The 12,915-nt window shown below is 73.1% G+C and carries 12 protein-coding genes; 7 read left to right on the top strand and 5 right to left on the bottom strand.

Annotation, left to right across the window (positions count from 1 at the left end):
* Window positions 1-54: 54 nt before the first annotated feature.
* Complete coding sequence (locus tag ACIQVZ_RS34070) at window positions 55-870, bottom strand: MHYT domain-containing protein (protein ID WP_402455451.1); 816 nt, start codon at window positions 868-870, stop codon at window positions 55-57.
* Window positions 871-1,207: 337 nt separating this feature from the next.
* Complete coding sequence (locus ACIQVZ_RS34075; protein WP_402455454.1) at window positions 1,208-1,627, bottom strand: VOC family protein; 420 nt, start codon at window positions 1,625-1,627, stop codon at window positions 1,208-1,210.
* 151 nt (window positions 1,628-1,778) lie between these two features.
* Between ACIQVZ_RS34075 and ACIQVZ_RS34080 the strand changes: the two genes are divergently transcribed.
* Both ACIQVZ_RS34080 and ACIQVZ_RS34085 read left to right on the top strand, forming a co-directional pair.
* Window positions 1,779-2,213, top strand: a complete 435-nt coding sequence (locus ACIQVZ_RS34080; protein WP_063348195.1) for a MarR family winged helix-turn-helix transcriptional regulator — start codon at window positions 1,779-1,781, stop codon at window positions 2,211-2,213.
* A 123-nt stretch (window positions 2,214-2,336) separates the two neighbouring features.
* Window positions 2,337-3,860, top strand: coding sequence for an MFS transporter (locus tag ACIQVZ_RS34085; protein ID WP_402455457.1), 1,524 nt, complete (start codon window positions 2,337-2,339; stop codon window positions 3,858-3,860).
* A 65-nt stretch (window positions 3,861-3,925) separates the two neighbouring features.
* Here the strand turns inward: ACIQVZ_RS34085 and ACIQVZ_RS34090 are convergent, their stop codons facing one another.
* Window positions 3,926-4,444, bottom strand: a complete 519-nt coding sequence (locus ACIQVZ_RS34090) for a GNAT family N-acetyltransferase (RefSeq protein WP_350877528.1) — start codon at window positions 4,442-4,444, stop codon at window positions 3,926-3,928.
* Between the two features lie 45 nt (window positions 4,445-4,489).
* Between ACIQVZ_RS34090 and thpR the strand changes: the two genes are divergently transcribed.
* Complete coding sequence (gene thpR, locus ACIQVZ_RS34095) at window positions 4,490-5,077, top strand: RNA 2',3'-cyclic phosphodiesterase (protein ID WP_402455460.1); 588 nt, start codon at window positions 4,490-4,492, stop codon at window positions 5,075-5,077.
* A 314-nt stretch (window positions 5,078-5,391) separates the two neighbouring features.
* Here thpR and serC read toward each other — a convergent pair whose 3' ends face one another.
* Complete coding sequence (serC, locus tag ACIQVZ_RS34100) at window positions 5,392-6,510, bottom strand: phosphoserine transaminase (protein WP_387815009.1); 1,119 nt, start codon at window positions 6,508-6,510, stop codon at window positions 5,392-5,394.
* 183 nt (window positions 6,511-6,693) lie between these two features.
* A complete protein-coding gene (locus ACIQVZ_RS34105; RefSeq protein ID WP_350877533.1) occupies window positions 6,694-7,794 on the bottom strand; it encodes a citrate synthase 2 in 1,101 nt (366 codons plus the stop codon).
* Between the two features lie 416 nt (window positions 7,795-8,210).
* Between ACIQVZ_RS34105 and pdxH the strand changes: the two genes are divergently transcribed.
* The 4 genes from pdxH to ACIQVZ_RS34125 all read left to right on the top strand — a co-directional run bounded on the left by pdxH (window position 8,211) and on the right by ACIQVZ_RS34125 (window position 12,817).
* Window positions 8,211-8,843, top strand: coding sequence for a pyridoxamine 5'-phosphate oxidase (gene pdxH / locus ACIQVZ_RS34110; protein WP_350877761.1), 633 nt, complete (start codon window positions 8,211-8,213; stop codon window positions 8,841-8,843).
* A gap of 483 nt (window positions 8,844-9,326) precedes the next feature.
* Entirely contained in the window at window positions 9,327-9,509 is a 183-nt protein-coding gene (gene fxsA / locus ACIQVZ_RS34115; protein ID WP_350877535.1) for an FxSxx-COOH cyclophane-containing RiPP peptide, read from the top strand.
* Window positions 9,510-9,550: 41 nt separating this feature from the next.
* Entirely contained in the window at window positions 9,551-11,992 is a 2,442-nt protein-coding gene (locus ACIQVZ_RS34120; protein ID WP_402455463.1) for an FxsB family cyclophane-forming radical SAM/SPASM peptide maturase, read from the top strand.
* A gap of 15 nt (window positions 11,993-12,007) precedes the next feature.
* The gene (locus ACIQVZ_RS34125; protein WP_402455465.1) at window positions 12,008-12,817 is read left to right on the top strand and encodes an aminoglycoside N(3)-acetyltransferase; all 810 of its coding nucleotides are present in this window, start codon (window positions 12,008-12,010) and stop codon (window positions 12,815-12,817) included.
* The last annotated feature ends 98 nt before the right edge of the window (window positions 12,818-12,915 follow it).

Below are 12,915 nucleotides of genomic sequence, written 5' to 3' on the forward strand. Positions count from 1 at the left end.
GGGACCCGGTCGGACGCCCTCGGGGCTTGGGGGGGGGGGTGGGGCCCGCCCGGCTCAGCGCCTGGCGCCGGCCTCGTCCCGCCGGCGCGGCTGTCGCGGCTGTCGCGGGACCAGCGGGGCCGCCGGGCCGAGCAGGAGCGGCTGCGTGGTGCCGCGGCTCGGCGAGACCGCGAAGGCCAGCGAGCCGAAGAAGACGTAGCAGCCGAGCCCGACCCCGAGCGGGAAGATGAACTGCAGCGCCATCACGCCGCCCTGGGTGGAGTGCGAGAAGTCGAGTCGCACCGAGAGCGCCGCCATGCCGGTGTAGTGCATCGCGCACACCGCCACGCCCATGACCGGCGCGGCCGCCAGGACGGCGAGCGTGCCGCGGATGTTCAGGGTGGCCCAGAGCGCGGCGGTGGCCGCGAACACGGCGATGGCGACGGACAGTCCGACCGTGAGCCGGTCGTAGTCGAGGTGGCCGGGCAGGACCATCGCGGCCATCCCGAGGTAGTGCATCGCCGCGACCCCGAGGCCGGTGGTCAGCCCGCCGGCCAGCAGGGACAGGACGGGCCGGCGGCTGTACCCGACGGTGAACAGGCCGATGCCGACGACGGCGATGGCGACCAGCAGGCTGAGCACGGTCAGCCCGGGCCGGTAGCTGATGTCGACCCCGGTGACGGAGAAGCCGAGCATCGCGATGAAGTGCATGGACCAGATCCCGGCGCCGAGCGAGGTCGAGGCGAAGAGCAGCCAGACCACCCGGGTGCGGCCCTGCGAGACGAGTGCCCAGCGGGCGCTGCGCAGGGCGACGAAGGCGCCGAGGCAGGCGACGAAGTACGAGACCGCCGGTGTCACCCAGCCGTGGTCGGCATGATGGATCTCACCCAAGAGAGCTCCCAGGACGGATGCGGGGGAGGAAGGGCGCCAGGCCTCGGGCGGACACGGATGGTCGGGAGGGAACGCGGCAACGGGCGCGGGAACGGCGCCGCCGAAGGGAGACCTGGCGTGTGGTGCCCCTGACAACGGGGGACAGTAGCCACTACCGGGCGGTCGCACAAGGTTCGCGCTTTTCGTGAAGTCCCTGGTCAGGATGGACCTTTACGCGGCCTGCATGATCTTGGCACCAACCCCTGACACCGCCTGCGCACGGCTGCCGGGCGGTTCGTCCGTTACTCCGGGTTCGTCACTCCGGCTTCGTCACTCCGGGCTCGTCGCTCCGGGTTCGTCACTCCAGCGGGGCTAGCCCGAACGGGTGGCCGGCCGGGTCGATCAGCACCTTGAGCGTCCGGCCGTGCTGGTACGTCGGCTCGGTCGCGCCGAGCGCGAGCGCCTTCGCGATCGCCTCGTCCAGGTCGTCCACGTAGAAGTCCAGGTGGAAGTGCTTGCCGCCGTCCGGCTCCGTCCACGGCTCCGGCCGGTAGCCCGACACCCGGCCGAAGCCCAGCGGGCTGCCGCCCTCCGGGTTGTCCAGGATCGCGAACTGCTCGTCCAGGTGGCGGCTCTCCCAGCCCAGCAGCTCGCCGTAGAACCGGGCCAGCGCGATCGGGTCGGCGCAGTCGATGGTGACCATGGCGAGGCGGGCGAAGCCGGCGCTGTCCGGCGCGGCGGCGAGGCCGGAGGCGGGGTCGGCGGCGAGGTCGGACATGTCTGGTCGGCCCTTCCAGTCGAGATCATTCGAGACCCAGCACCAGCATCGCACCGGGCCGATCTTCCGGCGCGCGGTGAACGGGCGGGGTCGGCGGGGTGGACTGGGAACGCATTTTCCTTAGCGAGAGTAATGACGTAAGCTAAAGAACATGCCCGAGATGTCCGAGCAGGACCTCGCAGCGATCAATCAGCTGCGATCGTCCACGATGCGCCTCTCCCGTCGACTCAAACACCAGAGGGTCGAGGAGTCGCTGAGCCCCACCGAGATGGGGGTGCTCGGCACCCTCGCCAGATGCGGAAAGGCGACACCGGGTGAGCTCGCCCGGAAGGAGCACGTGCAGCCGCCCTCCATGACCAGGATCGTCGCGATGCTGGAGGAGAAGGGGCTGGTGCGGCGCGAGCCGCACCCCGAGGACCGCCGCCAGGTGGTCGTCAGCAGCACCGAGCAGGCCGAGGCGATCCTCGCCGAGAGCCGCCGGCGCCGCAACGTCTGGCTCGCCGAGCTCGCCGAGGGGCTCGACGAGGAGGAGTGGGCCGTCCTCCGGGAGGCCGCGCCCGTGCTCTACAAGCTCGCACACCTCTAGGCACACCGACCCCGGCCCGCCGGCCGGGAGAAGAAGGAGCACCGCATCACCGCAGGACCGACCACCGAAACCAGGAGCGCGACGGCCGCAGTTCGGGCCGCCGCGCCGCGAGGGGAGACCACCGTGACACCGCCGGCCGCAGCCAGCGCCGCCGCCATCCGCACCGACGACCAGACCACCGACCCCGCCGCGGCAGGCGCCGCGGCCGCCGACCTCCAGGCGCCCGCCCCCACGGGGCTGCCCGGCAGCGGCGACGACGACCCCGACGAACGCACCGCGGCGGACGACCCCGCCGCTCCCGGACGCACCCGCGCGTCCACGTCTCCCACAGGTGCCCGCTTCACGAGGCCCGGGGGGATGTTCTCCTCCCTTCGCGTTCGCAACTACCGCTACTACTTCGCCGGCCAGGTGGTGTCCAACACCGGCACCTGGATGCAGCGGATCGCCCAGGACTGGCTGGTCCTCAGCCTCACCGGCAGCCCCCTCGCGGTCGGTATCACCACCGCCATGCAGTTCCTGCCGATGCTGCTGCTCGGCCTGTTCGGCGGCGTGCTCGCCGACCGGATGCCCAAGCGCCGGCTGCTGATCTACACCCAGGGCGCGATGGGCCTGCTGGCCGCCGGCCTGGCCGTCCTGACCATCGGCGGCGTCGTGACGCCGTACTACGTGTACGCCTTCGCGCTGCTGCTCGGCCTGGTCACCGTGGTCGACAACCCGACCCGGCAGGCCTTCGTGTCCGAGATGGTCGGGCCCAAGGACCTCGCCAACGCGGTCAGCCTGAACGCCGCCAACTTCCAGACCGCCCGGCTGGTCGGCCCCGCCGTCGCGGGCCTGCTGATCGCGGTGGTCGGCAGTGGCTGGGCGTTCGCCGTCAACGCGCTGTCCTTCGCCGCCGTGATCGGCGGGCTGCTCGCCATGCGGGAGAGCGAACTGCGCCCGACCGAGCCGATCGCCCGCGAGAAGGGCCAGCTGCGGGAGGGCCTGCGCTACGTCAAGGAGCGGCCCGAACTGCTCTGGCCGATGGTCCTGGCCGGGTTCATCGGCACCTTCGGCTTCAACTTCCCGACGCTGCTCTCCGGGTTCGCCTACGACACCTTCAAGGTCGGCGCCGGGCAGTACGGCCTGCTGAACACCGCGATGGCGGTCGGCTCGCTGGCCGGCGCGCTGCTCGCGGCCCGCCGGGGCGTGCCCAGGCTGCGCCGGCTGGTGGCGGCGGCGCTGGCCTTCGGCTCGCTGGAGGTGGTGGCCGCGTTCGCGCCCGACTACTGGACCTTCGCGGTGCTGCTGACGCTGATCGGGGTGTTCGGACTCAGCTTCAACACCTCCGTCAACTCCACGCTGCAGCTGGCCACCGACCCCGCGATGCGCGGTCGCGTGATGGGCCTGCTGGTGCTGGTCTTCACCGGCGGCACGCCGATCGGCGCCCCGATCGTCGGCTGGGTGACCGCCTCGTACGGGCCCCGGCTCGGCCTGCTGGCCTGCGGGCTGGTGTCCGCGCTGGCGGCCGGCGTGGTGGGCCTGGTGCTGGCCCACAGTGCGGACCTGAGGGTGCGGTTCGACCTGCACCCCGGCCGTGGCGGCCGGGTGGTGGCCTTCGTGCCGCGGACCGTCACCGCCAACAAGTCGGAGCTGGCGCCCGCTTGCTGACGAGGCGTCACGCCCCGGGGCGGTAGTCCGCCCCGGGGCTTCGGTGCAGGGCCTCGGAGGTTGGGTCAGAGCCGGATCGCGAGGACCTGACCGGGCCAGACGCCGTCCGGCTGCTCGACCTCGAAGGACTCGGTCTCGGTGAACCCGAGCGCCCGGTACTGGCCGACCAGCCTGCGGTCGGCGCCCGCGTAGCAGTCCACCCGCAGCAGGCCGAGGCCGCGCCGGCGGGTCTCCTCGACCGCGTCGGCGATCAGCGCGGCGCCGATCCCCGAGCCCTTGCGGCTGCGGTCGGTGACCAGGATGCGGACGAACAGCTCGGGCTCGTCCACCGGGGGGATGTACTTCCCCCGCTGCTCGGACAGCACGCAGCAGCCGATGGCGCGGCCCTCGTCGTCCTCGGCGAGGCGGACCAGGAACGGTTCGGCGGCGTACCCGGCGACCTGCTCGACCCGGGCCGGGATGGTGCTGAAGGGTTGGTCCCCCCACTGGCCGGTGCGGCCCTGGCCGGCCAGCCAGCCCACGGCGCCGTCGAGCAGGGCGAGGATGTCGGGAACGTCGTCCGGTCCCCCGGTGCGGATCTTCATACGAAAGGTTCTAGCCCAAACGGCCTCGCGCGGGAAGATGTCTCCATGAGGCTCTTCGTGGCGGTCCTGCCGCCGGTCAACGCGCTGCAGGGGCTGTCGGACGCGGTGGCGCCGGTGCGCGGGCTGCCCGGGGCGGACCGGCTGCGCTGGACCACCGTCGAGGGCTGGCACCTGACCCTGGCCTTCCTCGGCGAGGTGGCGGCCGAGGAACTGCCGGAGCTGGAGGCGGGCCTGGCCGCCGTCGCCGAGGTGCATCCGGTGCACCGGCTGCGGCTGGCCGGCGCCGGGCGGTTCGGCGACCGGGTGCTCTGGGTCGGGGTGGAGGGGCAGACCTGGGCGCTGCGCAGGCTCGCCGAGGCCGTGTCCGAGGCCGCCGCCGGGGTGACCGGGGAGGTCGACGCCTTCGCCTTCCACCCGCACCTCACCCTCGCCCGGGCCGGCTCCTCGCGCGGCCACCGGCGGGCCGTCCAGCGGCTCGCGGCGGCCGAGCTGGACACCCTGGCGGCCGCGCTGGCCGACTACCGGGGGCCCGAGTGGGAGGCCGCCGAGCTGCACCTGATGCAGAGCGACCTGGACGGCGGCTTCGCCCACTACTCCTCGCTGCGCGCCTGGCCGCTCGCCGACTGGAGCTGAGCCGGGGCGCGCCCTGGTCCGGGGTGGCCGTTGGGTCCGGGGCGGCCGTCGGGCCCGGGGTGGCCGTTGGGTCCGGGGCTCCGATCCGTCGGCGGGTGGTCCGGAGGTACGCTCGTTGACCGTGGATCCCAAGACTCGTATGCGTATCGTGACCGGCACCCTGGTGTTGCTGCTGGTCGTCGTGCTGATCAGCTCGATGGCCGGGAGGTAGGCCCGGCCGGCGGCGCACCCGCCCGGCCCGGCGGGTCGACCCCGCCGCAACGGCCGAGGGCCACCGCCCGGAGGCGGTGGCCCTCAGTCGTGCACGGGATCGCTCAGAGCTGCTCGACCACGTGGTCGATGCAGTGGGTGAGCGCCTCGACGTCCGCCGGGTCGATCGCCGGGAACATCGCGACGCGCAGCTGGTTGCGGCCCAGCTTGCGGTACGGCTCGGTGTCCACGATGCCGTTGGCACGCAGTGCCTTGGCGACGGCCGCGGCGTCCACCGACTCGTCGAAGTCGATGGTGCCGACCACCTGGGAGCGCTCGGCCGGGTTCGCCACGAACGGGCTGGCGTAGGAGGACTTCTCGGCCCAGGCGTACAGCCGGGACGAGGAATCAGCCGTACGGGCGACGGCCCAGTCGAGCCCGCCGTTGCCGTTCAGCCATTCCAGCTGGTCGGCCAGCAGGAACAGGGTGGAGATCGCCGGGGTGTTGTACGTCTGGTCCTTCGACGAGTTGTCGATGGCCGTCGGCAGGTCGAAGAACGGCGGGATGTACCGGCCGGAGCCGGCGATCTCGGCGGCGCGCTCCAGGGCGGCCGGGGAGAACGCGGCCAGCCACAGGCCGCCCTCGGAGGCGAAGGACTTCTGCGGGGCGAAGTAGTAGACGTCGGTCTCGGTGATGTCCACCGGCAGGCCGCCGGCGCCCGAGGTGGCGTCCACCAGGACCAGCGAGCCCTCGTCCGCGCCCACCGGGCGCTTGATCGGCATCGCGACGCCGGTCGAGGTCTCGTTGTGGGTGAGCCCGTAGACGTCGACGCCGGCCTCGGCGACCGGCAGCGGGTGGGTGCCCGGGGCGGTCTTGATCACGCTGGGCTCGGCGAGCCACGGCGCGGCCTTGACCGAGGAGGCGAACTTGGAGGAGAACTCGCCGAAGTCCAGGTGCTGGGACTTCTCCCGCACCAGGCCGAACGCGGCGATGTCCCAGAAGGCGGTGGAGCCGCCGTTGCCGAGGACGACCTGGTAGCCCTCGGGGAGCGAGAAGAGGCTGCTCACGCCCTCGCGTACGCGCTTGACCAGGTTCTTGACCGGGGCCTGGCGGTGCGAGGTGCCGAGCAGGGAGGTCTGGGTGGCGGCGAGGGCACTCAGGGCCTCGGGGCGCACCTTGGACGGTCCGCAGCCGAAACGGCCGTCTGCGGGCTTGATGTCAGCGGGGATCTGGATCTGAGCCACGCGCGCAGCCTACCGGCCGGGGAGCCGCCCGGGGTACGGTCGTCCGCACGCTGAGACTGTGATCTTCACGGCTCCCAACTGCGGAAACAGCGGGCCCGACGGAGGTCGGACCCGCTGCTCAGGGGTGGTGCGGACGCGGGGCGCTCGGGGGCGTTCGGCGGGCGCTCGGGGCGCTCGGTGGGCTCAGTGGCCGATGGCGTCCCAGCCCTCGATCTCCTCGGGGCGGCGCGGGCCGGGGCCGATGTAGCGCGCGGCGGGGCGCACGAGCCGGCCGGTGCGCTTCTGCTCCAGGATGTGCGCCGACCAGCCCGCGGTGCGCGCACAGGTGAACATCGAGGTGAACATGTGCGCCGGCACCTCGGCGAAGTCCAGCATGATCGCGGCCCAGAACTCGACGTTGGTGGCCAGCACGCGGTCGGGGCGGCGGTTGTGCAGTTCCTCCAGCGCGGCCTTCTCCAGCGCCTCGGCGACCTCGAAGCGCGGGGCGCCGAGCTCCTTGGCGGTGCGGCGCAGCACGCGGGCGCGCGGGTCCTCGGCGCGGTAGACGCGGTGGCCGAAGCCCATCAGGCGCTCGCCGCGGTCCAGCGCGTTCTTGACCCAGGTGGTGGCGTCGCCGGTGCGCTCGATCTCCTCGATCATGCCGAGCACGCGGGACGGCGCACCGCCGTGCAGCGGGCCGGACATCGCGCCGACCGCGCCGGAGAGCGCGGCCGCCACGTCGGCGCCGGTGGAGGCGATGACGCGGGCGGTGAAGGTGGAGGCGTTCATGCCGTGCTCGGCGGCGGAGGTCCAGTAGGCGTCGATGGCCTTGACGTGCTTCGGGTCCGGCTCGCCGCGCCAGCGGATCATGAACCGCTCGACGACCGTCTCGGCCTTGTCGATCTCGCTCTGCGGGACCATCGGCAGGCCCTGGCCGCGGGCCGACTGGGCCACGTAGGACAGCGCCATCACGGCGGCGCGGGCGAGGTCGTCGCGGGCCTGCTCGGCGGAGATGTCGAGCAGCGGCTTGAGGCCCCAGACCGGGGCGAGCATGGCGAGCGCGGACTGCACGTCGACCCGGATGTCACCGGAGTGCACCGGGATCGGGAACGGCTCGGCGGCCGGCAGGCCGGGGTTGAACTTGCCGTCCACCAGCAGGCCCCAGACGTGGCCGAAGGAGACGTGGCCCACCAGGTCGTCGATGTCGACACCGCGGTACCGCAGCGCGCCGCCTTCACGGTCGGGTTCGGCGATCTCGCTCTCGAACGCGACGACTCCCTCAAGCCCGGGTACGAAGTCGGACATACGACGGCTCCTTCAGTTCTGCGATCGGCGCTGCGCCGTGGTGGGGCGGCGCGCCAGTGACCGAATGGTGGTTGGCACTCGGTGCCAGAGTGACAGGCACCGGGTGCATTGCGCCATACACCACCATGGTGATGTTGCGCTTGGGCCCGCTTGACTTTTCCGCCGAGGGTCGGTCGTGCCCGGGAATCTCCGGAACCAAACGCCTGGTTCGGGACAATTCACCGTACGGGGGGCGGTCGAGCGGTGGCGGGACACCTTATCTCCCACCGGGGTTTGTCCGGAGGTAGCGGTGCCGGTTGCTTGTCGTACGGGATGATGTTGACGTGCAGACCCCGGAACGCGCCCAGTCGACGCCCCTGAGCCCCGCCACCCGGATCCTGGCCGACGATGCCCGGCCCGGACCGGACCTCACCGTGATGCGCAAGCACTACACCCACGAGGGCCTGGTCGAGGAACAGCTCGCGCCCGAGCCGATCGCCCAGTTCACCCGCTGGTTCCACGAGGCGGACGACGCCGGGGTGGTCGAGCCCAACGCGATGGTGCTCTCCACCGCCGACGCCCAGGGGCGGCCCAGCTCGCGCACCGTCCTGCTCAAGGGCTACGACGCGCGCGGCTTCGTCTTCTTCACCAACTACGGCTCCCGCAAGGGCTCCGAGCTCGCCGCCAACCCCCACGCCGCGCTGCTGTTCCCGTGGGTCGCGCTGGCCCGCCAGGTGATCGTCCAGGGGCGGGTGGAGAAGGTCGGCCGGGACGAGACCGCCGCCTACTTCCGTACCCGGCCGCACGGTTCGCAGCTCGGCGCCTGGGCCAGCGAGCAGTCCAGCCCGGTCGGCGGGCGCGACGTCCTCGAACAGCGCTACGCCGAACTGGAGCGCCGCTACCCGGAGGGCGAGGGCGTGCCCGTGCCGCCGTTCTGGGGCGGGTACCGGGTGATCCCGGAGAGCGTGGAGTTCTGGCAGGGGCGGGAGAACCGGCTGCACGACCGGCTGCGCTACCTCGCCGATCCGGCCGGAGCGGGCGGGTGGCGGGTGGAGCGGCTCTGCCCGTAGCGGGCGGGTCTGCGAGGCGTTCGAATACCGGCGCGTCCGTCGGTGGGCTCGTCGGGTCCGCCGTCGGGCTCGTCGGGCTGGCCGTCGTGCGGCGGCGGGGGAGCGCGGGGCGCTGTCGAATCGCGCCAACCGGCCCTCGCCGACCGGTGGTTCGGATGGGGCGCGAGCGCCGGGGGAGCGGGCTCCGGCCGCGCCGGTGGAGCGGGTCGGGCCGGGGTGGCGGCCGTACGTCGGCAAAGGGGCGCCGCCGGGGTGGGGCCGGCGGCGCGTCGCCGTGCTCCTGTGCGCCGGTCAGGTGTCTTCACGCGACCGCCGAGTGGGTGAACTTTTGGCGGGACTTCGCTGCGTGAAGGGGGTAGTGGGCTGTTAGGGGCACGCAAGAGAACGGCACAGCCCACGTGCTGGCAGTACCCTGGTCGACTAGGCCGACGTATATACCCGGCCCTGCTTCTCTCTAACCCCCATCGTGGAAGAGAATCGAACATGACACCCGCACTGGACACCATGCCCCGCACTGAACTGACGGAGCCTCAGGGCGAAACCCGACCTTCACTGGCCGACCTCGCCCAGCTCGGCGCCGAGGAACTCTCCACCAGGATCCGACGAGCCCTGCCCGACACCGGCGCGGGTGCGGTGCCGGTCGCGGCCTTCAACTCCTCCATCTGATCAGCCGACTGACCATCGGCTCCGGCTGAATCCGATCGACCATGACGCCAACTCCGCTGCCTTTCACCCAGTTCGTCGTGAAAGTGCACAGCCGGTGTGATCTCGCCTGCGATCACTGCTACGTGTACGAGCACGCCGACACCAGTTGGCGTCGACGCCCCAAGGTCATCGGTGACGAAGTCCTGAACAAGATCGCCGAGCGGATCGGCGACCACGCGGCCGCACACCGGCTGCCCGCCGTCCGGGTCGTCCTGCACGGGGGAGAGCCCCTGCTCGCCGGCCCGGACCGGTTACGCCACGCGGCCAAGGCGCTCCGGGCGGCCCTGCCGCCCGGCTGCGCACTCGACCTGCGCATCCACACCAACGGCGTCCAACTGGACGACGCCTACTGCGAACTCTTCGCCGAAGTCGGCATGAGGGTCGGCGTCTCGCTCGACGGCGACCGCGCCGCCAACGACCGCCACCGCCGCTTCGCCGACGGCCGCAGCAGCCACCCGCACGTGCTGCGGGCGGTCGACCGGCTGCGCCGGCCCGCGTACCGGCACCTCTACGCCGGGCTGCTCTGCACCGTCGACATCGAGAACGACCCGGACGCCGTCTACCGCGCCCTGGCCGAACTCGACCCCCCCGCCGTCGACTTCCTGCTGCCGCACGCCACCTGGGAGGACCGGCCGAAACCGGCCGCCGACGGTGCGCAAACGCCGTACGCGGACTGGCTGTTGGCCGTGTACCGGAGATGGGACGCCGACGGCCGCCCGTTCGCCGTCCGCACCTTCGAATCCGTCCACCGGACGTTGCACGGGCTCTCCAGCCTCACCGAATCGCTCGGCCTGGAACCCTCCGACCTCGTCGTCCTGGAGACGGACGGCAGCTTCGAACAGGCCGACAGCCTCAAGACCGCCTACGACGGCGCGCCGGAGACGGGGTACGACGTCTTCACGCACAGCCTCGACCAGGTCGCGCTGCACCCCGGCATGACCGCCCGCCAGTCGGGGCTGGCCGGGCTGAGCGCCGCCTGCCGGGCCTGCCCGGTCGTCCGCAGCTGCGGCGGCGGCCTGTACGCCCACCGGTACCGGGCCGACACGGGCTTCGACAATCCCTCCGTCTACTGCGGTGACCTCATGAAGCTCATCAACGAACTCGCCGGCGACGCCGCGGGTTCCGCCGCCGGTTCCGCCGCCGCTTCCGCTGCCGGTTCCGTTGCCGCGGCGGGGCCTTCCGTACCCGCCCAGGCCGGGGAGCCGGTGGTGCCGGCCACCCTCACCGAGCGGCAGCTCGACCAGCTCGCCCGCGGGTACGGGGACCAGGACACCGTACGGGCCCTGTCCCGTGCCCAACTCGCCCTCACCCGGGCCATGCTGGCCGCCGCCTGGGACGCCTCCGGGCAGCCCGGATCGGCGGCCTGGGCGCTGCTGTCCGAACTCGACGCGAGCGCGCCCGCCGCCGTCGACACCGTCCTCGCCCACCCGTACGCCCGCGCCTGGGCCGCCCGCCGGCTCGCCGGGGACCTCACCGTCGGGCTCGGCCCGCTGGCCGCCCTGGCCGCCGCCGCCGCCGTCCGCGCCGGGCGGGGGGACGCGGTCGCGGTGCCGGTGCGCGGCGGGTGGCTGCACCTGCCGACCCTCGGGCGGACCGCCGCCCCGGACGGGGAGGCGGTCGTCACCGGCCTGGCCGACGGGTTCAGCGTGCGGGCGTCCGACGGATCGGTGTCCGCCGCCCTGGACGAGCCGCTGCGGCGGGTCCGGCTGGCCGGAGGGTGGACGGTCACCCTGGAGGACGTCGACCCGCTGCGCGACAGCCACGACCACGCCGTGGCCGGCCGGCTCTCCGACGGCGAACTGCTCGACTGGACGGGCGCGTTGCGCGAAGCCTGGGAACTGCTCGGGCACGACCTGCCCGCGTACGCGGAAGGCCTCCGGGCCGGCCTCACCACCATCACCCCGCTACGGCCGGGCCCCGCCGGGCGGGACGTCAGCTCGGCCGCCCGGCAGGCCCACGGCGCGGTCGGCATCGCCCGGCCCGCGACCGCGCCGACGCTCGCACTGCTGCTCGCGCACGAGTTCCAGCACGTCAAACTCGGCGCCGTACTCGACCTGTTCGACCTCCACGATCCGGCCGATGACCGGCTGTACCTCGCGCCCTGGCGGCCCGACCCGCGCCCGCTCGAAGGCCTGCTCCAGGGCACCTACGCGCACCTCGCCGTCACCGAGTACTGGGGCACCCGCGCGCTCGCCTACGACGGGCTGCCGGGCGAGGCCGCCGACCGGGCGCGCACGCAGTTCGCGCTCTGGCGCCGGTACACCGCCGAAGCCGTCGACCGGCTGGCCGGATCCGGCGCCCTCACGGCGCTCGGCTCGCGCTTCGCCGACGGCATGCGTGAGAGCGTCGTTCCGTGGCTCGCCGTGCCGTTGCCCGCCGCCGCCGAACGGGCCGCCGAACGGGCCCGCCACGAGCGCGGCCACGCCCGCCACGCCGAGGTCTGACCCAGAGGAGCGGCCATGCGCACCGTCACTGCCCTCACCGATACCGCCCTCACCGATACCGCCCTCACCGCGGGGGGTCTGGCCGCCGGGTTCGCCCAACTCGGCGTCCGCCCGGGCATGGTGGTGCACGTCGAGGCCTCCCTGCGCGCCCTCGGCCCGGTGGACGGCGGCGCCGCCACCGTCGCCGACGCGCTGCTCCACGTCCTCGGCCCCGGCGGCACCCTGGTCGCCTACACCGCCACCCCCGAGAACTCCGCCACCTCGCGCATCCACCAGACCGCCACCGCCGGCCTCACCCCGGCCGAGACCGCCGCCTACCGGGCCCGGATGCCGCGGTTCGACCCGGCGACCACCCCGTGCTCGCCGACCATGGGCGCCCTCTCCGAGGAGATCCGCACCCGCCCCGGCGCCCTGCGCAGCCGCCACCCCCAGACCTCCTGGACGGCCCTCGGCCGGCACGCCCACGAGATCACCGCCCACCACCCCCTCACCTCCCACCTCGGCCCGGAGTCCCCGCTCGGACGCCTCTACGACCTCGACGCCAGGGTGCTGATGCTCGGCGTCCCGATGGACCGCTTCACCGCCTTCCACCTCGCCGACCAGCGCATGCCCGACGTCCCCCTGCGCGAATACCGCTGCGTCGGCCCCGACGGCTGGCTCACCTTCCGGGCCCCAGAGCTCGACGACCTCCACTTCGCCGATCTCGGCACCCAGGTCCTCGCCGCCGCCACCGGCATCACCACCACCCGCCTCGGTACCACCGACTGCCGCCTCGTCCCCGTCCGCGAAGCCGTCGACCTCGCCGAACGCATCCTCCGCGCCTGACGGTCCTTTTCAGCGTCCTGGTGCGCAGGAAGTCGGCCCCGCCGACTTCCTGCGTAGACGGCACACAGTCCGTCTGGCTGGATGATCCTGGTAACACT

Origin of the sequence: Kitasatospora sp. NPDC098663 (assembly GCF_044760075.1) — a bacterium.
GTDB lineage: Bacteria > Actinomycetota > Actinomycetes > Streptomycetales > Streptomycetaceae > Kitasatospora.